The 18957-nt window shown below is 64.1% G+C and carries 13 protein-coding genes; 11 read left to right on the top strand and 2 right to left on the bottom strand.

Features of this window, described 5'->3' with window-relative positions; translation table 11 throughout:
• Nucleotides 1-44: 44 nt before the first annotated feature.
• From C8K44_RS03370 to C8K44_RS03390, 5 genes are read left to right on the top strand one after another with little or no spacing between them, the layout of a single operon-like run.
• Nucleotides 45-869: an ABC transporter permease gene (locus C8K44_RS03370; protein WP_109574448.1), complete on the top strand. Its 825-nt coding sequence runs from the start codon at nucleotides 45-47 to the stop codon at nucleotides 867-869.
• Complete coding sequence (locus C8K44_RS03375; RefSeq protein ID WP_199226997.1) at nucleotides 866-1657, top strand: ABC transporter permease; 792 nt, start codon at nucleotides 866-868, stop codon at nucleotides 1655-1657. Before C8K44_RS03370 ends, C8K44_RS03375 begins: the two co-directional genes overlap by 4 nt.
• 6 nt (nucleotides 1658-1663) lie before the next feature.
• Complete coding sequence (locus C8K44_RS03380; RefSeq protein WP_109574331.1) at nucleotides 1664-2725, top strand: ABC transporter ATP-binding protein; 1062 nt, start codon at nucleotides 1664-1666, stop codon at nucleotides 2723-2725.
• 13 nt (nucleotides 2726-2738) lie between these two features.
• Nucleotides 2739-4061 (top strand): amidohydrolase, encoded by a 1323-nt coding sequence (locus tag C8K44_RS03385; protein WP_109574332.1) that lies wholly within the window; start codon nucleotides 2739-2741, stop codon nucleotides 4059-4061.
• A gap of 11 nt (nucleotides 4062-4072) precedes the next feature.
• Nucleotides 4073-5482 carry a M20/M25/M40 family metallo-hydrolase gene (locus C8K44_RS03390; protein WP_109574333.1) on the top strand — a complete coding sequence of 470 codons (1410 nt, stop codon included), beginning with the start codon at nucleotides 4073-4075 and terminating at the stop codon, nucleotides 5480-5482.
• 298 nt (nucleotides 5483-5780) lie between these two features.
• Here the strand turns inward: C8K44_RS03390 and C8K44_RS03395 are convergent, their stop codons facing one another.
• Nucleotides 5781-7655, bottom strand: coding sequence for an adenine deaminase C-terminal domain-containing protein (locus C8K44_RS03395; RefSeq protein WP_109574334.1), 1875 nt, complete (start codon nucleotides 7653-7655; stop codon nucleotides 5781-5783).
• A gap of 146 nt (nucleotides 7656-7801) precedes the next feature.
• On the opposite strand from C8K44_RS03395, the gene C8K44_RS03400 reads away from it, so the two are divergent.
• The gene (locus C8K44_RS03400) at nucleotides 7802-8740 is read left to right on the top strand and encodes a nucleoside hydrolase (RefSeq protein WP_109574335.1); all 939 of its coding nucleotides are present in this window, start codon (nucleotides 7802-7804) and stop codon (nucleotides 8738-8740) included.
• Between the two features lie 283 nt (nucleotides 8741-9023).
• On the opposite strand, the gene C8K44_RS03405 is transcribed toward C8K44_RS03400, so the two are convergent.
• Complete coding sequence (locus C8K44_RS03405; protein WP_109574336.1) at nucleotides 9024-10205, bottom strand: M20 aminoacylase family protein; 1182 nt, start codon at nucleotides 10203-10205, stop codon at nucleotides 9024-9026.
• An 89-nt stretch (nucleotides 10206-10294) separates the two neighbouring features.
• Between C8K44_RS03405 and C8K44_RS03410 the strand changes: the two genes are divergently transcribed.
• From C8K44_RS03410 to C8K44_RS03430, 5 genes are all read left to right on the top strand, one after another.
• Entirely contained in the window at nucleotides 10295-11002 is a 708-nt protein-coding gene (locus C8K44_RS03410; RefSeq protein WP_109574337.1) for a phosphoribosyltransferase, read from the top strand.
• Between the two features lie 52 nt (nucleotides 11003-11054).
• Entirely contained in the window at nucleotides 11055-14864 is a 3810-nt protein-coding gene (gene metH, locus C8K44_RS03415) for a methionine synthase (RefSeq protein ID WP_109574338.1), read from the top strand.
• 269 nt (nucleotides 14865-15133) lie between these two features.
• Entirely contained in the window at nucleotides 15134-15835 is a 702-nt protein-coding gene (locus C8K44_RS03420) for a hypothetical protein (protein ID WP_146203904.1), read from the top strand.
• 322 nt (nucleotides 15836-16157) lie between these two features.
• Entirely contained in the window at nucleotides 16158-16580 is a 423-nt protein-coding gene (locus C8K44_RS03425; protein ID WP_109574340.1) for a hypothetical protein, read from the top strand.
• Nucleotides 16581-16718: 138 nt separating this feature from the next.
• Nucleotides 16719-18536, top strand: coding sequence for a type I secretion system permease/ATPase (locus C8K44_RS03430; protein WP_109574341.1), 1818 nt, complete (start codon nucleotides 16719-16721; stop codon nucleotides 18534-18536).
• Nucleotides 18537-18957 lie beyond the last annotated feature (421 nt).

Genomic DNA, 18957 nt, shown 5'->3' on the forward strand with positions numbered 1-18957 from the left:
TCCGTGCCGCGCACCCTGGTAACTGGAAGAGATCGGACTTCATGCTGAAACGATATGCCGGATGGTGGCTCGCTGCGCCGGCCACGCTGGCGGTGCTGGTATTCCTGATACTGCCGGTGGCCGCTACGATCGCCACGACCTTCGGCGAGGATGGCGGCATCTTCGCGCCCTACGTCGCCTTCTTCAACAGCGGCTTCCGCCGCACCGTGCTCTGGCGCACCATCGAGATTTCGCTGGCGACAACCGCCATCTCGCTGGTCGTCGGCTTCCTCACCGCCTATGTCGTGTCGAAGTCGCCTGGCAAGCTGAAGAGCCTCCTGATCATCGCAGCCGTCTTCCCGCTCTTGACCGGCGTCGTCGTGCGCTCCTTTGCCTGGCTGATCATCCTCGGCAAGAACGGCATCCTGAACAACTTCCTCGTCAGCATCGGCGCGATCAGCGAGCCGCTGTCGATGCTCTACACCCAGGGCTCCGTTATCGTCGCGATGGTCTACCTGTTCGTGCCGCTGATGATCCTGACGCTGGTCGGCGTACTCGAAAACATCCCCGACGACGTCGTCCAGGCCTCGGCCTCGCTCGGCGCTACGCCGGCCGGAACGTTCCGCCAGGTGATCCTGCCGCTCGCCGTGCCGGGCCTCATCGTCGGTGCAGTGCTCGTCTTCACCGGTTCCTTCACCGCCTACGCCACGCCGCAGCTGCTCGGCGGCGAGCGCCAGATGGTCATGGGCACGCTGATGTACCAGCGTGCCATGGTCTCGTTCGACTGGGTCGGCGCCTCCACAATCGCAGCAATCATGGTGGTGATCACTGTCACTGTGGTTCTTGCCATGAGCCGCATCGCGCGGCGCCTCAACCCGATGGCGACATGATGACCAGCCGTATCAATCCCCTGCTGATCCTGTTCACCGTCCTGGTCTACATCTTCCTGATGGGGCCGCTGATCATCGTGCTCGGCGCCTCGGTCAGCGACACCACCTACCTGACCTTCCCGCCGCAAGGTCTGACGCTGCGCTGGTTCGAAAACATCTTCGCCATCAGCGCCTTCAAGCGCACGATCATCACCAGTCTGGAGCTTGCGTTCCTTGCGACCGGCCTGGCACTGCTGATCGGTATTCCTGCTGCCTATGCGCTCAACCGCTACCGCATCAAGCTGCCAACCTGGCTGTCGACCGTGTTCGTGCTGCCGATCCTGGTGCCCGAGATCGTGCTCGGCTTCTCGCTGCTGAAGTCGGTCGCCGTCGGCATGCAGACGCCGATCTTCCTGACGCTGCTCGTCGGCCACATGCTGCTCGTATTGCCCTATTGCGTGCGCGTCGTCTCGGCCAGCCTCGCCTCCTTCGACTTCTCGATCGAGGAGGCCGCCGTCAGCCTCGGCAGCCCGCCGATGAAGACCTTCTTCACCATCGTGCTGCCCAATGTCCGCTCCGGCGTGATCGCGGCCTTCATCCTGGCCTTCATCACCTCGATCAACGACGTGTCGACGTCGCTCTTCCTCACCGGACCCGGGGTCTCGACCCTGCCTATCCAGATCCTCGCCCATGTCGAGCAGTTCTTCGATCCGACGATCGCGTCGGTTTCGGTGCTGCTGATGCTGCTGACCGTCGCAGTCATGGCCATCGTCGAGCGCACGCTCGGCCTCACCTTCCTTGCGAAGTAGAACCTTATGACCCAGGCACTTACAGTCCAGAATCTCACCGCCCACTACGGCGCCACCAAGGTGCTGGAGGACCTGTCGCTGTCGGTCGGCAAAGGCGAGCTCGTCTCGCTGCTCGGCGCCTCTGGCTGCGGCAAGACAACGACGCTGCGCCTCATCGCGGGCTTCCTCGAACCGACCTCGGGCTCGATCCGCCTCGGCGACAAGGACCTGACCCGTCTGCCGGCTTACAAGCGCGACATTGGCCTGGTGTTCCAGAACTACGCGCTGTTCCCGCATCTTTCCGTGCTCGACAATGTCGGCTTCGGCCTCAAGCAGCGTGGTATCGCTCCTGCCGAGCGCGAAAAACGCGCCAAGGCGATGCTCGAACGCGTCGGCCTGTCGCAGCTCGCCGACCGTCTGCCGGGCGCGCTCTCGGGCGGCCAGAAGCAGCGCGTCGCACTTGCCCGTGCGCTGGTCATCGAGCCGCCGCTCCTGATGTTCGACGAGCCGCTGTCCAACCTCGACGCCAAGCTGCGTGTCGACATGCGCGTCGAGATCCGCCAGCTGCAGCGCGCCAACGGCACGACCTCGGTCTACGTCACCCACGACCAGGAAGAGGCGTTTTCGATCTCCGACCGTGTCGCCATCATGAATGCCGGCCGCATCATGCAGTTCGATACGCCCGAGACGCTGTACCAGCGCCCGGCCAACGCGTTCGTTGCCCGTTTCGTCGGCTTCGAGAACCTTGTGCCGATGAAAGTTTCGGCGCGTGACGGTGCGACCGTCACAGCAACGACGCCCGACGGCTCGCAACTCAAGCTGTCGCAGGATCGCTTTGGCGCGATCCCGGATGCCTTCGTTCTTGCTGCTCGTGCCGATGGCCTTGCCGTCAGCACTGATCCCAACGCTGAAGGCATTCCGGCGAAGCTGGGGCTCAGGACCTATCTCGGCCGCGCCTACCAGTATCAGAGCGATACGGCGGCGGGCATGCTGATCGCCAATGGCGCGCTGTCGAGCCCGCTTGAGCCGGGCAGCACCGCCAAGCTCGTGCCGGTGCCCGACCAATGCTGCGTGCTGAAGCCGGAGTAACTGAGGAGCGACCATGTCCATCCTCATTTCCAACGCCACCGTCCTGCCCTGCACCGAAGACATGCCCGTCCTCGACAGGGGCTGGGTCCATGTCGAGGGCGGCATCATCAAGGCGGTCGGAGCGGGCGAGGCGTCCGCAGTCGCCGGCGCTGAAACGCTCGATGCCGGCGGCGATCTCGTCATGCCCGGCATGGTCAACCCGCACTGCCACATGGCGATGACGCTGTTTCGCGGCCTTGGCGAGGACGTCGACGACCGGCTCTATCGCTACATCCTGCCCTTGGAGCGCAAGTTCGTGCGGCCCGAGGCGGTGCGTGCCGGCACGGCGCTGGCGGCGCTCGAACTGATCGAGGGCGGGGTCACCTCGGTCGCCGACATGTATTATTTTGAGACCGAGGTTGCCCGCGTTGTCGCCAGTGCCGGCATCCGTGGCGTGCTTGGGCAGACCATCGCCGACTTCGACCCGCCCGACCACAAGAACGCCGACGAAGGCTTCGCGCTGACCGAGGCGCTGGTCGCCCAATTCACCGGCCACACCCGCGTCAGGCCGTCCATCGCTCCCCACGCGCCCTATTCCACCGGCATGGCCGTCATGGAGCGCATCGCGCGCTGGTCGGACGATCATCCCGACGTGCCCGTGCAGATGCATCTCGCCGAGAGCGACCAGGAGATGGAGTGGGCGCACAAGACCCACGGCATGCGCCCGGTCGAGGTGGTCGAGAAGGCCGGGCTGCTTCGCAAGGGCCTGATCTGCGCCCATTGCCTGCATGTCGATTCGTCCGACATCGAGCGCATGGCCCATGCCCAGGTCTGCGTCGCCCACAACGCGCGCTCCAACGGCAAGGCCGGTCGCGGCATCGCGCCCGTCGAGGCGATGCGCAAGGCTGGCATTCCCGTGGGCATCTCGACCGATGGCGCGATGAGCGGCAACACGCTCGACCTGTTCTCGCAGTTCGCGCCGGTGTCGATGTTCGCCAAGCTGCTCGGCCACAGCCGCAAGCCGATGGCCTCGGTCGACGTCGTGCGCATGGCCACGCGAGACGGCGCCAAGGTGCTCGGGCTGGACGCAAAAATCGGTTCGCTCGAACCGGGCAAGCAGGCCGACCTCATCCGCCTCAGCCTGGCCGCGCCGCGCCAGCAGCCGATCTACGACATCTATTCGACGCTGGTCTTCGCCACCATGCCGACCGACGTGCGCGACGTCATGGTTGGCGGCGACTGGCTGATGCGCGATCGCGAGGTGCTTAGCCTCGAGCGCAAGAAGGTGCTGCGCGACGCGCTGCAGGTGGCCAAGAGCTTCAAGGCCGAGATGGCCCGCATCGACGCGGGCGGTTGAAAGGAAAAGACATGAACAAGACCGCAGCCACGGCGCGCCTCGATGAGGTGCTTGCCAATGTCGACGCCAACATCGACAACAGCCTTGAGCGCCTGTTCGACCTGATCCGCATCCCCTCTGTTTCAACCGATCCGGCGCATGCCGCAGACTGCAAGCGCGCCGCCGAATGGCTGACCAAGGAACTCGGCGAGCTCGGCTTCGACGCCTCGGTGCGCCCGACCGCGCGCCACCCGATGGTGGTCGGCCACGACCGCACGGGGCAGGGGGCGCATGTGCTGTTTTACGGCCACTACGACGTCCAGCCTGTCGATCCGCTCAATCTGTGGCACTCCGATCCGTTCGAGCCCATGCTGGTGCCCCAGCCCGACGGGGAGACCCATATCGTTGCCCGCGGCGCATCCGACGACAAGGGCCAGCTCTTGACCTTCGTCGAGGCGTGCCGCGCCTGGAAGGCCGTCTCCGGCAGCCTGCCGATCCAGGTGTCGGTGCTGTTCGAGGGCGAGGAGGAGATTTCCAGCCCAAGCCTGCCGCCCTTCCTCGACAGCACCGGCGCCGAACTCAAGGCCGACGTCGTGCTGGTCTGCGACACCGACATGTGGGACGCCGAGACGCCCGCCGTCACCACCATGCTGCGCGGCGTGCTGAAGGAGGAGATCGTCATCTCCTGCTCCAACCGCGACTTGCATTCGGGCATCTACGGCAACGCCGCGCGCAACCCGCTGCAGGTTCTGTCCGATATCGTCTCCAGCCTGCGCACGCCTGACGGCGGCGTCGCGGTCGAAGGCTTCTATGACGGCGTCACCGAACTGCCCGACGCCATCAAGGCGCAGTGGCAGCGCCTGCCCTTCGACGACAAGGGCTTTTTGGGCGACATCGGGCTGTCGATCCCTGCGGGCGAAAACGGCCGCTCGGTGCTTGAGCAAGTCTGGGCGCGCCCGAGCTGCGAGATCCACGGCATCATCGGCGGCTACACCGAAGAGGGCTTCAAGACCGTCATCCCGGCCAAGGCGCAGTCCAAGATCTCGTTCCGGCTCGTCGCCGGCCAGGACCCGGCGAAGATCCGCGACGCCTTCCGCGCCCATGTCCGCGCCCGCATCCCGGCAGACTGCTCGGTCGAGTTCATCGACCATGGCGCAAGTGCGGCGACCGTCATGCCCATCGACGGCGCTTTCCTGACCAAGGCGCTCGGTGCGTTGACCGAGGAATGGGAGCGCGAAGCGGCCGTCGCCGGCAGCGGCGGCTCGATCCCGATCGTCTCCGCCTTCAAGGAAAAGCTTGGCATGGATTCACTGCTGATCGGCTTCGCCCGTTTCGACAACCGCATCCATAGCCCGAACGAGAAGTACGACCTGACCAGCTTCCGCAAAGGCATCCGCTCCTGGGCGCGTATCCTTGCGGCGTTTGCCGAAGACAAGGGCTGAGGGGCGGTCGCTCCCCGCTAGCACCCCCTTACCGGTTCGCTGCGCGAACCGCCTCTCCCACTGCCTGGGGGAAAGGAATCGCCAATCTTGCAGGTCTGGCCTCTCAGAACTTGTTCCTCTCCCCCACGCAGTGGGGGAGAGGTGGCACGGCGAAGCCGTGACGGTGAGGGGCTTTCGAGCGAAACCGCTTCAGTAGCCCTCATGGTGAGCCTGTCGAACCACGAGGGCGCTAGACGCTACCTCCGTCAGCGCCAAGTCCCTCATGGTTCGACAAGCTCACCATGAGGGTGCGTGGTCGCTACCAGACCACCTTGTGGCTCTCGCCCGTCTGCACGTTCACAAACCCCTCGGGGACTGCATCCGTCGGCGCCACAAGCACCCAGCGCCACGGCGCGCAGGTCAGCGTGGCGAATTGCAGGCGCTCGGGGAAGCCGGGGAACCAGCGCGGCGAGAATGTAGGCTCGTAGAGCCAGTCGATCCTGTTGGCCTCGGCGTAGAGCTTTTCCATGTCGGCATCGAGCGCTTCGGCCGGCCGGTTGGTCATCAGCCCGCCGACCTCGTAATGCACGTCGGCCACCACCTTGCCATCCGTCACCAGCGCCCAGCCGCCCTGGTTCTCCGAAATGCGGTTGACCACCTCGGCCATGGCAGCATCGGACGAGCCGACGACCCAGATATTGTGCTGGTCGTGCGCCACGGTGCAGCCCACCGCGGTGTCAGGCGTCTTCGGGCCACAGCCGAGCCAGAACATCTTGGCCACCCGACCCTTGCCCGAATAACGGTCGACGACGGCGAACTTGGTGATGTTGCGCTCGGTGTCGCGCTGTACCTTGCCATCCGCCACGGGCAACTCCTTGGTGATAAAATTGTCGTCCCAATGGAATGGGCGCAGCAGTGCCGCCTGCATCGTCTCGCGGCCAGGCTTGGCCGGTATCGCGAAGTCCTGGGCGGTCAGCTTGCGGCCGACATTGACGGTTTTCGTCGCCCATTCCGGCCAGTCGATATCTGGCAGGTGGCCGGTGAAGCTCTTGCCCTCGGACACCTGCTCGCCGTCTGCCCAGACCTCTGAGATCGACGCCGTCGCCGCCTTGTCGAGCAGCACCATGTCGGCGAAGCGGCCGGGCGCGATCGAACCGACGAAAGGCGTCAGCCGCATGTGCCGCGCCGGGTTGATCGACACGCACTGGTAGGCGATCTCGGGCGAAAGCCCGCTCTCGATGGCGAGGCGGACATTGTGGTCGGTCGCGCCCATCTTCAGCGTGTCGGAGGCGCTGCGGTCGTCGGTGGCAAACGCCACCTGGCTCCAGTCGCGCAGGCCGCGCTCGAGCAGGCCCTGGATGATGTCGGGCATGGAATGCGGGCGGATCTCGATGAAGATGCCGCGCCTGAGCTTGTCCCACGCTTCCTCGGGCGTCCACGCCTCGTGGTCGGAGGAGAGGCCGGCGGCGGCGAAGGCGTTGATCGAGGCTAGGTCGCGCAGGCCCGCGCCATGGCCTTCGATCACGCCGCGCTTTTCAAAGGTCGCCTGGATCATGCCCCAGAGCCGGCCATAGGACGGGTTCTCGGGGTTCCACACGGCGGGCCAGTCCATGACCTCGTCGAGGCCGGCGACCATGGTGTTTTCGCCAAGGAAGCCGATCTGCTCGGCATAGCCGAAATGCCCGCCGCCGCCTTCATAGGCGGTCGGCGGCACGGCCGAGCCGGGAAGGGGAAAAATCTTCATCGGTGAGCCTGCGCGGCGGGCCGTCAGCCAGAATTCGAGGTTGTTGGGGCCGTTGACGTTGGAGAATTCGTGGCTTGCCTCGCAGGTCCAGGTATTGCCGCGCGGCATGACCAGCGCTGCCTCATGCTCGGGCGTCAAATGCGAGCTCTCGATGTGCTTGTGCACCTCGCCGAAGCCCGGCACGGCGGCGAGATGGGTGCGGTCGATGGTCTCGCGGGCCTTGCCAGGAAAGCTTCCCGCCGGGCCGACATAGGCGATACGCCGGCCACGGATCGCCACCTCGCAATCGTCCATCCAGGTGCAGGTGTGCACGTCGAGCACGCGGCCGAGCTGGACGAGGCGGTCGGCCTCGCGCTTGCCAAGTGCTGTGAGCACCAGATCCTGCCGGATGCGAATTTCGTCGGCGGGATCGATGAGGAGGTCGGCGGGCAGGGGGGCTGTCTTGGTCATGGCCTCGGCTCTACTGCATGCCGGGCGAAATCGGAACCGGTTTCCTCTGTGCCAGCCGGGATCGGCAGACCACTGGCGCAAGCTTTTCGGCTTGATTCACCCGGGGCGATGATGCGAAGCGGGACCGGACTTGATTTGAGACCGGAATGAAAGGCCGCGCCATGCAGCAGACCCAGACCCGCAAGGTGATCATCGACACCGATCCCGGCATCGACGATGCGGTGGCGATCCTGCTGGCGCTGAAGTCGGCCGAGTTCGACGTCATCGGCATCACCACGGTTGCCGGCAACATCGGCATCGCCACCACCACGCGCAATGCCGGCCGCATCCTGGCGCTCGAAGGCCGTGTCGACGTGCCCGTCATCGCCGGCGCCGCCGGGCCGTTGTCGCGCAAGGGTTTCGACACCGCCGACATCCACGGCAACGACGGCCTCGGCGGCGTGGCCTTCCCCGATGCATTGGCCCAACCGGTTGTCGGTGACGCCGTCACCTGGCTGCGCGACAGGCTTAAGGCTGCTGACGCCGGCACCATCGACATCCTGGCGCTCGGCCCGCTCACCAACATCGCGCGCCTCGCCACCGATCATCCAGAGGCTGCAAAGCGCATCGGCCGCGTCATCGCCATGGGCGGGGCGGTCTACGAGCCCGGCAACATCGGCCCGCGTGCCGAGTTCAACATCGCCGCCGACCCCGAGGCCGCCGAGATCGTCTTTGCCGCCGGGCTTGATTTCACGCTGATCCCGCTAGACGTCACCCGCAAGGTGCGCGCCACGCGCGACGACACCGCCATGCTTCAAGCATCCGGCGTGCCGGCGGCTGTCGCATCCGGCGCGCTGATCGACGCCTATTTCCAGTCGACGACGGGTGGCGAGAGCCGGCCGCTGCACGACCCTTGCGTCATGCTTCTGGCGCTCGACGAAGCGCTGTTCACCTGCGAAACGCTGAAGCTTGCGGTCGATACGGGCTCGACGCGGGATGCGGGGGCGCTGAGCGTTTCGGAAGACGGCTCGCCGGTTTCGCTGGCGCTGAAGGTCGAAAGCGCTGCTGTGCTCAGGCTGCTCTATGACAGGCTGAAGGCGGAGTAGCGGTTCGTCATCCAGGAGGCCGGAGGAACGCACAGGCCGTCACCGAATGGGCAGCGGGTAGGGCAGGACATACTACTCGTCGCCTAGCCAGTCGTTTCATACCAAGCCCCTTCACCGTCACGGCTTCGCCGTGCCACCTCTCCCCCACTTCGTGAGGGAGAGGAATCGCCAATCTCGCGACCTCACAGAACGGGAGTTCCTCGCCCCCCACAGAGTGGGGAGAGGTGGCACGGCGAAGCCGTGACGATGAGGGGGCTTTTCAATGCCCGCCTCGTCCAGCCCCTTACGCCTTTGCCAGTTCCTGTTCGACCAAGGTCGTCCAGAACTTCACGCCAGTTGCAATTGCCGCGTCGTTGAAGTCGTAGTGGCTGTTGTGGTGCAGCGCGCCGTCGACGGCGGGGCCGTTGCCGAGCCAGACATAGGCGCCCGGGACCTCCTGGCTGAACATCGCGAAGTCGTCGCCGGCGGTGGAGGGCGGGAACTGGGTCTTCACCTTGTCTGTGCCCAGTGCCGCCTGCGCCGCAGCCAGCGCGCGGCGCGTTGCGTCGCGGTCGTTCACGACCGGCGGCATCTGCCTGAAATAGCGGTATTCCGCCTCGATGCCGTACAGCCGCGCCGAACCTTCGGCCAGCGCCTCGATTTCTTCTTCCAGCTGGTCGCGCACTGCGGCCGAATAGGCGCGTGACGTGCCACCGATCCTGACCAGGTCTGGTATCACGTTGAGCGCCTCGAAGCTGCCGGCATCGATCGCGCAGGCGCTGACCACGGCCGGCTGCAGCGGGTCGACGCGGCGCGCAACGATGGTGTGCAGCGCGGTCAGGAACTGGCCGGCGGCGGTCATCGCGTCACGGCCGAGATGCGGCTTGGCACCATGGGTGCCGATACCCTTGAATGTAACGGTCCAGCGATCGGAGGAGGCGAGCTGCGGGCCCGCCACCACGGCCATGCTGTCGGGCGCGATGCCCGGCATATTGTGCAGGCCATAGACCGCGTCCACGGGGAACTGCTTGAAGAAGCCGTCTTCGATCATCGCCTTGGCACCGCCGCGGCCCTCTTCTGCCGGCTGGAAGATGAAGTGCACGGTGCCGGAGAAGTTGCGGCTGCGGGCGAGCTCGCGCGCAGCGCCAAGAAGCATGACGGTATGGCCGTCGTGGCCGCAGGCGTGCATCTTGCCGGCAACTGTCGACCTGTAGGGCCGCTCCTCGGCCATCTCAGGCATGGCGAGTGCGTCCATGTCGGCGCGCAGGGCGATCCGTCGCGAGCCCTCGCCGACTTTCAGTGTGCCGACCACACCGGTCTTGCCGAGGCCCGTCTGGATGGCGATGCCGGCATCCGTCAGCATCTTCTGCACGATGCCCGACGTCCGCACTTCGTCGAAACCGAGCTCGGGATGGGCGTGGATGTCGCGGCGCAACGCCGTCAGCATCTCGATTTCCGTCTTGTCGTTACCGCCGCCCGATGTCATCACGCTAAACTCCGTCCCCCGCAGCATGAACCGATGCGGCGCGCAGGGCAGGTCTCGCCGCGCCCCCTTTTGCAACAGAAAGCTCCGTAGTGCCACTCGCTCCGCATGAATTCTGGCAAACCGTCTATCCCGCTGGCACGTTCAATGCGGCGCCCGCGAACGGTTTTGGCGAGCTCTATCCGGCAACGCTCGCCGACGGGCGCCAGATCGCCTTGCCGATCCGCATCCTGCCCGGCGGTGACGATAAGGCGGTGGCGTCGCTGATCGTCAACCAGGCGAGCTTTGCCGTCGAGGACGCGCTGACGGATGCGATGACGGCACTTGCTTGTGCTCATGCTCCCGAAGTTGTCATCGGCGTGCCGACGCTCGGATTGCCGCTTGCCAATGGCGTAGCGCGGCGGCTCGGCCATTCCAGGATGGTGGCGCTCGGGACGTCACGCAAATTCTGGTACAGTGAAGAGCTGTCGCAGCCGATGAGTTCGATCACCAGCCCGACGCATGCCAAGCGCCTCTATCTCGACCCGCGCATGCTGCCGCTGCTCGCGGGCAAGCGGGTTGTCGTGGTCGACGACGTCATCAGCTCGGGCACGTCGATGCTGGCTGTGCTTCGGCTCTTGCGGACGGCAGGCATCGAGCCCGTGGCGGCTGTTTTCGCCATGCTGCAAGGCGACAATTGGCGTGCGGCGATCGGTGAGTACGACGCGGCGGTCGTTTCTCGGGTTCATGGCGCGATCAAGTCGCCGCGCCTGAACCGTACGGCCGATGGCAGATGGCAGGAAACAGTCTCGACATATTGACATAAAGATGTCTTTATGTGACAGCGCATTGCTGTCGCCGAAAGGACGTAAAATGTCGCAAAATGCCTCTTCCCTCGACGCCCTGTTCGGGGCCGTTTCCGCCAAGTCGGACGGTTCGGAGGTGATGGCGGCGCTGAAAGCGGCGGCGCGCGAGCGCATCCTGATCCTCGATGGCGCGATGGGCACGCAGATCCAGGGTCTCGGCTTCAACGAAGACCATTTCCGCGGCGACCGCTTCGGCGGCTGCGCCTGCCATCAGCAGGGCAACAACGACCTGCTGATCCTGTCGCAGCCGGCGGCGATCGAGGAGATCCACTACAAATACGCCATCGCCGGCGCCGACATCATCGAGACCAACACATTTTCGTCGACCTCGATCGCCCAGGCCGACTACGGCATGGAGGACATGGTCTACGAACTCAACCGCGACGGTGCGCGGCTGGTGCGCCGTGCCGTCATCCGGGCGCAGCAGGAAGACGGCAAGCGCCGCTTCGTTGCCGGCGCGTTGGGACCCACCAACCGCACCGCGTCGATCTCGCCAGACGTCAACAATCCCGGCTATCGCGCTGTCACCTTCGACGACCTGCGCATCGCCTATGGCGAGCAGTTGCGCGGCCTGATCGACGGCGGCGCCGACATCATCCTGATCGAGACCATCTTCGACACGCTCAACGCCAAGGCCGCGATCTTCGCCTGCGAAGAGATCTTCATCGAAAAGGGCGTGCGCCTGCCGGTGATGATTTCGGGCACCATCACCGATCTGTCCGGCCGGACGCTGTCGGGCCAGACGCCGACTGCCTTCTGGAATTCGATCCGCCATGCCGACCCGTTCACAGTCGGGCTCAACTGCGCACTTGGTGCCGCCGCCATGCGCCCGCATCTGGCCGAACTGTCTGATGTCGCCGAGACGTTCATCTGCGCCTATCCCAATGCCGGCCTGCCCAATGCCTTTGGCCAGTATGACGAGAGCCCCGAATTCATGGCCGCGCAGGTCGAGGAATTCGCGCGCGAGGGCTTCATCAACATCGTCGGCGGCTGCTGCGGCTCGACGCCCGAACATATCCGCGCCATCGCGCAGGCCGTCGCCAAGTATCCGCCGCGCCAGGTGCCGGAACTCAAGCCGCAGATGCGCCTGTCGGGCCTCGAGCCGTTCACGCTCACCGACGAAATTCCCTTCGTCAATGTCGGCGAACGCACCAACGTCACAGGCTCGGCCAAGTTTCGCAAGCTGGTGACCGCCGGCGACTACGCCGCGGCCCTTGAGGTCGCCCGCGACCAGGTCGCCAATGGCGCTCAGATCATCGACATCAACATGGACGAGGGCCTGATCGACTCCAAGAAAGCGATGGTCGAGTATCTCAACCTCATCGCCGCCGAGCCCGACATTGCGCGTGTGCCAGTCATGATCGACAGCTCCAAATGGGAGGTGATCGAGGCAGGGCTGAAATGCGTCCAGGGCAAGCCGATCGTCAATTCGATCTCGATGAAGGAAGGCGAAGAAGCGTTCCTGCATCACGCCAGGCTTTGCCGGGCCTATGGTGCCGCGGTCGTCGTCATGGCGTTCGACGAGCAGGGCCAGGCCGACACAAAGGCGCGCAAGGTCGAGATCTGTACCCGCGCCTACAAACTGCTCACCGAACAGGCCGGCTTCGCGCCGGAAGACATCATCTTCGACCCCAACATCTTCGCAGTCGCCACCGGCATCGAGGAGCACGACAATTACGGCGTCGACTTCATCGAGGCGACGCGAGAAATTACGCAGACGCTCCCGCATGTCCATGTATCGGGTGGCGTCTCCAACCTGTCGTTCTCCTTCCGCGGCAACGAGCCGGTTCGCGAAGCGATGCATGCCGTGTTCCTCTATCACTGCATCCAGGCAGGCATGGACATGGGCATCGTCAATGCCGGCCAGCTCGCCGTCTATGAATCGATCGACCCGGAGCTGCGCGAGGCCTGCGAGGACGTCGTGCTCAACCGCGTGCCCAAGGCGGGCGGAACGGCGACCGAGCGGTTGCTGGAGTTGGCGGAGCGCTACAAGGGCACGGCCGGCAAGGAGGCCAAGGAGCGAGACCTCGCCTGGCGCGACTGGCCCGTCGAACAACGCATCAGCCACGCGCTGGTCAACGGCATCACCGAGTTCATCGACGCCGACACGGACGAGGCGCGGCTGAGGGCCGAGCGTCCGCTGCACGTCATCGAAGGCCCGCTGATGGCCGGCATGAACGTCGTCGGCGATCTTTTTGGCGCCGGCAAGATGTTTTTGCCGCAGGTGGTCAAGTCTGCCCGCGTGATGAAGCAGGCGGTGGCTGGCCTGTTGCCCTACATGGAGGCAGAGAAGCTGGCCAATGCCGCCAACGGCATCGACAATGGCGAGCGCCAGAGCGCCGGCAAGATCCTGATGGCGACGGTGAAGGGCGATGTCCATGACATCGGCAAGAACATCGTCGGCGTCGTGCTTGCCTGCAACAATTACGAGATCATCGACCTCGGCGTCATGGTGCCGGCAACCAAGATCCTGCAGATAGCCAGGGAGCAGAAGGTCGATATCATCGGCCTGTCTGGCCTGATCACGCCGTCTCTCGACGAGATGGCGCATGTCGCCGCCGAAATGGAGCGCGAGGGTTTCGACATTCCGCTTTTGATCGGTGGTGCCACCACCAGCCGCGTGCATACGGCGGTCAAGATCCACCCGCGCTACAACAGCGGCCAGACCGTCTATGTCACCGACGCCAGCCGCGCGGTGGGCGTGGTGTCGAACCTGTTGTCGCCGGAGGCGAAAGGCGGTTACGTCGAGACCGTCCAGGCCGAATACAAGAAGGTTGCCGATGCGCACGCGCGATCGGAGGCCGACAAGCAGCGCTTGCCCTTGGCCAAGGCGCGCGCCAATGCGCACAAGGTCGACTGGACGTCCTACGATCCGCCGAAGCCATCCTTCCTTGGCACCAAGGTGTTCGAGAGCTGGGATCTGGCCGAGCTGGCTCGCTACATCGACTGGACACCGTTCTTCCAGACCTGGGAACTCAAGGGCCGCTATCCGAAGATTCTCGAGGATGAAGCGCAGGGCCCTGCGGCACGGCAGCTGTTCGAGGACGCGCAGGCGATGCTCAAGAAGATCATCGACGAGAAGTGGTTCGCCCCCAAGGCGGTCATCGGCTTTTGGCCGGCCAACGCTGTCGGCGACGATGTCAGGCTATTCAGCGACGATGCGCGCTCGCAGGAACTGGCGACCTTGTTCACGCTGCGCCAGCAGCTGACCAAGCGCGACGGCAAGGCCAACATGGCGCTGTCCGACTTCGTCGCCCCGCTCGACAGTGGCAAGCCGGACTATCTCGGCGGCTTTGTCGTGACCGCCGGCATCGAGGAGGTGGCGATCGCCGAGCGCTTCGAGCGCGCCAATGACGACTATTCCTCGATCATGGTCAAGGCGCTGGCCGACCGTTTCGCCGAAGCCTTTGCCGAGCGTATGCACGAGAAGGTGCGCACGGAGTTCTGGGGCTACGCGCCTGATGAAAATCTGGCACCGGACGATTTGATCGGCGAGCCATATCGCGGCATCCGGCCCGCACCCGGCTATCCCGCCCAGCCTGACCATACCGAGAAGGTGACTTTGTTCCGCCTGCTCGACGCGGAGAAGAATGCCGGCGTCAGCCTGACCGAAAGTATGGCGATGTGGCCGGGCTCGTCGGTCTCGGGCATCTACCTTGCGCATCCAGAGAGTTATTATTTCGGTGTCGCCAAGATCGAGCGCGATCAGGTCGAGGACTATGCCCGGCGCAAGGGTATGACCGTAACCGAGGTCGAACGGTGGCTCGGGCCGATCCTCAACTACGTGCCCGCGTCGTTTGCCGAAGCAGCCGAGTGAGGCACTGCTTCTGAACTGGCGGTGATCGACGCTTCGTTTTGAGGCCTGATGGGGCTCGCCGCTCCGCGTCGACGAGGACGTCGGGGTGGCATGCCCGTTTGAGTGCGGCCGATTCGTTGGCCTCGTCATCTCATCCCATCTTGCCGTCTTCGCTTGAGCGGTTGGCCTCAATGAGTGAGGCCGATACGCCCCGACTTGGTGTCTATCCGTGCTTTTTGGAAGGTGGGATGCTGCTTCACCAGCGGCTGCGCGCACCATGGAGACGCACGATGGAGCCTGACGAAAAAGTCGAGCGAGACATGATGGCCGACCAGGACGATGCGGACGTCGATGAATCCGGCGATCAAAACGACGACACCGTTCAGGATGTGGAGGACATCGACCTCGACCTGAAGCAGGACTCCGATATCGACGACGATGTCGACATCGATGTGCTGGTCATAGGTTCGCACCCCGTCATCGTCGACCTGGATACCGAAGTCGATCAGAACGGCGAGATGGATCAGGACGCCGATGTCGACAGTGACGCCGACGACGGTGAAGGTTACGACATCGGCATTGCGGGTGAGCAAAGACCTGAGGTCGATCAGCGGATCGAGGTCGATGTCGAAGTCAGCGAAGACAGCGACGGCAACATCATCGTCGAGATCGACGCCGAAGTTGAAGACGATGTCGAGATCGAAAGCGATCTCGACATCGACGTGGATGACGATGACCAAGACAGCATCGATGCCGAACTCGACCAGGACACCGAAACTGACGGGAACGTCGATGTCGACATCGAAATCCGCGATGACCTTGATGCCGACGTCGATGTGGACATTGCCTCTCTCATCGACACCTTGGTACGCGGTCTGGTCGATGTCGAAGAAGACGAGGACGGACCCGATATCGATGTCGACCTGGAAGATGAGGCCGGTGCTGACGCCGACGTCGACATCATCGTCGATCTGACCGACATCGACGCCTGAATTCCATTCGCCAGGGGCTGAAGATAGCCGAGTTGCCAGTCGGCTGTCGCTGCGCGTCGAATTCAACGCAGGTTCATCCGGATGACCCGAAGCGGTTCACCTATTCGGGCTACCTCACCGGATCGGGCGAGCCAATTGGTAGCATGGCCGACCCGTTTGGGCATGGTTCATATTGGCGCCTATTCTCCAAAGCTTTGAACAGGGATGCTTGGCCACATCGATGGATTGTCGCCGGGTCTGACTGACCGTCCCGGTAGCTGTCGATCCGCTCCGGAGGCAAACGCTCGCCAGGGCGGCTTTGCTCAACAGGGAGGGTAACCCCATGGCTGACATCAAAGACAATGATTTTGACATCGACATAGATGCCGACATCGATCAGGACCTCGACCAGGACCAAGACCAGGACGTTGACGTCGATACCGACCAGGACTCGGACGTAGATATCGACAACGACAATGACTCGGATGTCGACAACGACACCGACCAAGACGCTGACACCGACAACGACGCAGATGCGGACGCGGATGCCGATGCTGACAAAGACAGCGATGCGGACGCCGATGCCGACGCCGACGCCGACGGCGATGCTGACAATGACAACGACACCGACACCGATGTCACGCAATCCAACGACAACGACGTGGATGTCGATCAGGATCAGGACGTCGACGTGGATGTCGACCAGACTCAAACGGCTGATCAGGACGCTGACATAGACATCAACTTCGACTTCGACTTCGCTTGATTGCACTCGATGACATGAGGCGCCCGGATTCAATCCGGGCGCCGGCTCGCGCCACCATGGCGGCGAGCCGTGCCGGGCCTGACTTGTACGTGCCGCGGGCACCGGACCTTTCGCTGTGACGCCCTCGCGGAGACATTCATGGCTCTATCCAAGGACCGAACGATAACCGAAGTCGAACGTGCCTTTCACCGCTGCAGGGCATCGTTGGCGATGGTCTTCGCGCTCAGCTTCTTCGTGAACCTCCTGGCCCTGACGGTCCCGCTCTACCTCTTGCATGTCTATGATCACGTCCTGTCGAGTCACAGTCTCGATACACTGGTCATGCTGACCTTGATCGTGGTCGTGGCACTTGCCGTGCATGCCACGCTCGAGGCATTGCGCCGGGCGATGCTCGCCAGGATCGGCGTTTGGCTCGACGATCGGGTCCAGCCGTCGGTCCTCATTGCAGCCGTGCAATCGGCCTTGCGCAACGATGCAGCCGCCGCCGCCCAGGCCTGGCGCGACGTCAGCGGCTTGCGCTCGTTTTTCGGCGGTACCGCCAGCACATCCCTGTTTGACCTTCCCTGGACGCCAATCTTCATCCTTGCCATGATCCTCGTGCATCCGTTGCTCGGGACAATCGGTCTCGTCGCGTCGCTTATCTTATTTGGACTGGCGATGCTCAACGAGATGGTGACGCGCAAGCCGTTCGCCCGTGCGAGTGCTGCCTGGGGCGAGAGCCAGCACCGGTTCGAAGCGCTGCTGCGCAATGTCGAGGCGATCAGCGCCATGGGCATGCTCCCAGGGGTCGCCCGACTCTTGCGCAATGGTCAGGCCGAGGCGAAGGAAGCGCAACTCATCGCCGCCGCGCGTGCCAGCACCATTCAGGCGGTTGCCCGTTTTGTCCGGCTTTTCGCCCAGGTCATTGTCATGGCCTGCGCTGCCTGGCTAGTGATCTTGAACAGCGTCAGTCCTGGGGCAATCTTTGCCACGTCGATCCTGCTTGGGCGCTCCCTGGCGCCAGTGGAAGGAGCCATCGGCACCTGGAAAGCCGTTAGCAGTGTACGCCTGGGCTATGGCCGCCTGCGCAAGATACTGGCGTCTGCGTCGCAGCCGCGAAAGGCAATGGAGTTGCCGCGCCCCAATGGGCAACTCTCCATCGAACAGGTGACGTTCGTGCCGCCCGGAGCGTCCGCGCCGGCGCTGCGGCGGGTAACATTCCTCGTCAACCCGGGAGAAATTCTCGGTGTTGTCGGTCCCTCCGGTGCTGGGAAGTCGACCCTTGGTCGCCTTATCGCCGGCACGATCGGACCAACAGCGGGGCATGTGCGTCTCGACAATGCCGACATGGAAATCTGGCTGGCCTCTGGTGGTCACCGCTACTTTGGCTATCTTCCCCAGGATATCGAACTTTTCGGCGGCACGATCAGGGAAAACATCGCCCGCCTGCAGGATGCGTCGGCCGATGAGGTGATCGCAGCCGCATCAATGGTTGGGCTGCACGAAACGATCATGCGGCTTCCCCTGGGCTACGAAACAGATATCGGCGAGAGCGGCACGAGGCTGTCGGGCGGGCAGCGCCAGCGGCTCGGCCTGGCGCGCGCATTCTTCGGCCATCCGCGCATCATCGTCCTGGACGAACCGAACGCCAGCCTCGACGCCGAAGGCGAAGAGGCGCTGCGGGAGGCGATCCAGAACATGAAGGCGCGGGGATCGACGATCATCATCATCGCCCAGCGCCTTCAGATACTTAGCCTGTCCGACAAGATCCTGGTCCTCGACAACGGCATGATCAATGCCTTCGGCGACCGCCGGGAGGTCGCTGGCAAGATCAAGAGTGGGCGGACCGCCATTCCGGTCAGGCGTCCGCAAATCATCACTGCCCGCAAGAGCGTCAAGCAGCTGGGCCACAAGGGCTACCCTGAGATGGCGAATGGGCATGCGTCGGCAGGGGAAGCCGAAAGAGGCGGGGCATGAAGCGTCTGAAAGCCGGCGCCAAGAAAGGTGCCAACACTGCAACTACGGTGGACTACGGTGCCGGCCCAAATTGGCAGCCTGCCAAGTCGCGAGCAGGCCTTTCCAGCATCGTCGCGCGCCTTGCTGCGTTCAAGTCAACGGCGGTGGCAACCGGACAACGCGTTGCCCAGGGAGCCGTCGCCGCATGGGATAAAGCATCAGCGCGCTTCGTCGCGACATTGAAGGCATGTTCTGGAGCCGCCCGAAGCCTGGCCATGGCATTCTTCGCGGCCATGAAGGCGCCGACGCAGAGTTCATTCGAGCGGTGCCGCCCCGTTGCCGTAGGAGCTGCTGCCACCACAGGCGGCTTTGCAACCAATTGCAGCGGAACCATCAGGCGACAGCTGGGCTCTGCCTACAGTTCCCTTGAAGCGTGGCTTTC

It is taken from the genome of Aminobacter sp. AP02, from assembly GCF_003148805.1.
In the GTDB taxonomy this organism is placed as follows: Bacteria; Pseudomonadota; Alphaproteobacteria; order Rhizobiales; family Rhizobiaceae; genus Aminobacter.

Bases quoted from the DNA above. Each gene is read 5' to 3' on its own strand.
- C8K44_RS03430 (WP_109574341.1), top strand. From the start codon at position 16,719: ATGGCTCTATCCAAGGACCGAACGATAACCGAAGTCGAACGTGCCTTT.
- C8K44_RS03385 (WP_109574332.1), top strand. From the start codon at position 2,739: ATGTCCATCCTCATTTCCAACGCCACCGTCCTGCCCTGCACCGAAGAC.
- C8K44_RS03420 (WP_146203904.1), top strand. From the start codon at position 15,134: ATGGAGCCTGACGAAAAAGTCGAGCGAGACATGATGGCCGACCAGGAC.
- C8K44_RS03375 (WP_199226997.1), top strand. From the start codon at position 866: ATGATGACCAGCCGTATCAATCCCCTGCTGATCCTGTTCACCGTCCTG.
- C8K44_RS03425 (WP_109574340.1), top strand. From the start codon at position 16,158: ATGGCTGACATCAAAGACAATGATTTTGACATCGACATAGATGCCGAC.
- C8K44_RS03380 (WP_109574331.1), top strand. From the start codon at position 1,664: ATGACCCAGGCACTTACAGTCCAGAATCTCACCGCCCACTACGGCGCC.
- C8K44_RS03405 (WP_109574336.1), bottom strand. From the start codon at position 10,205: ATGACATCGGGCGGCGGTAACGACAAGACGGAAATCGAGATGCTGACG.
- C8K44_RS03400 (WP_109574335.1), top strand. From the start codon at position 7,802: ATGAAAGGCCGCGCCATGCAGCAGACCCAGACCCGCAAGGTGATCATC.
- C8K44_RS03395 (WP_109574334.1), bottom strand. From the start codon at position 7,655: ATGACCAAGACAGCCCCCCTGCCCGCCGACCTCCTCATCGATCCCGCC.
- metH (WP_109574338.1), top strand. From the start codon at position 11,055: ATGTCGCAAAATGCCTCTTCCCTCGACGCCCTGTTCGGGGCCGTTTCC.
- C8K44_RS03390 (WP_109574333.1), top strand. From the start codon at position 4,073: ATGAACAAGACCGCAGCCACGGCGCGCCTCGATGAGGTGCTTGCCAAT.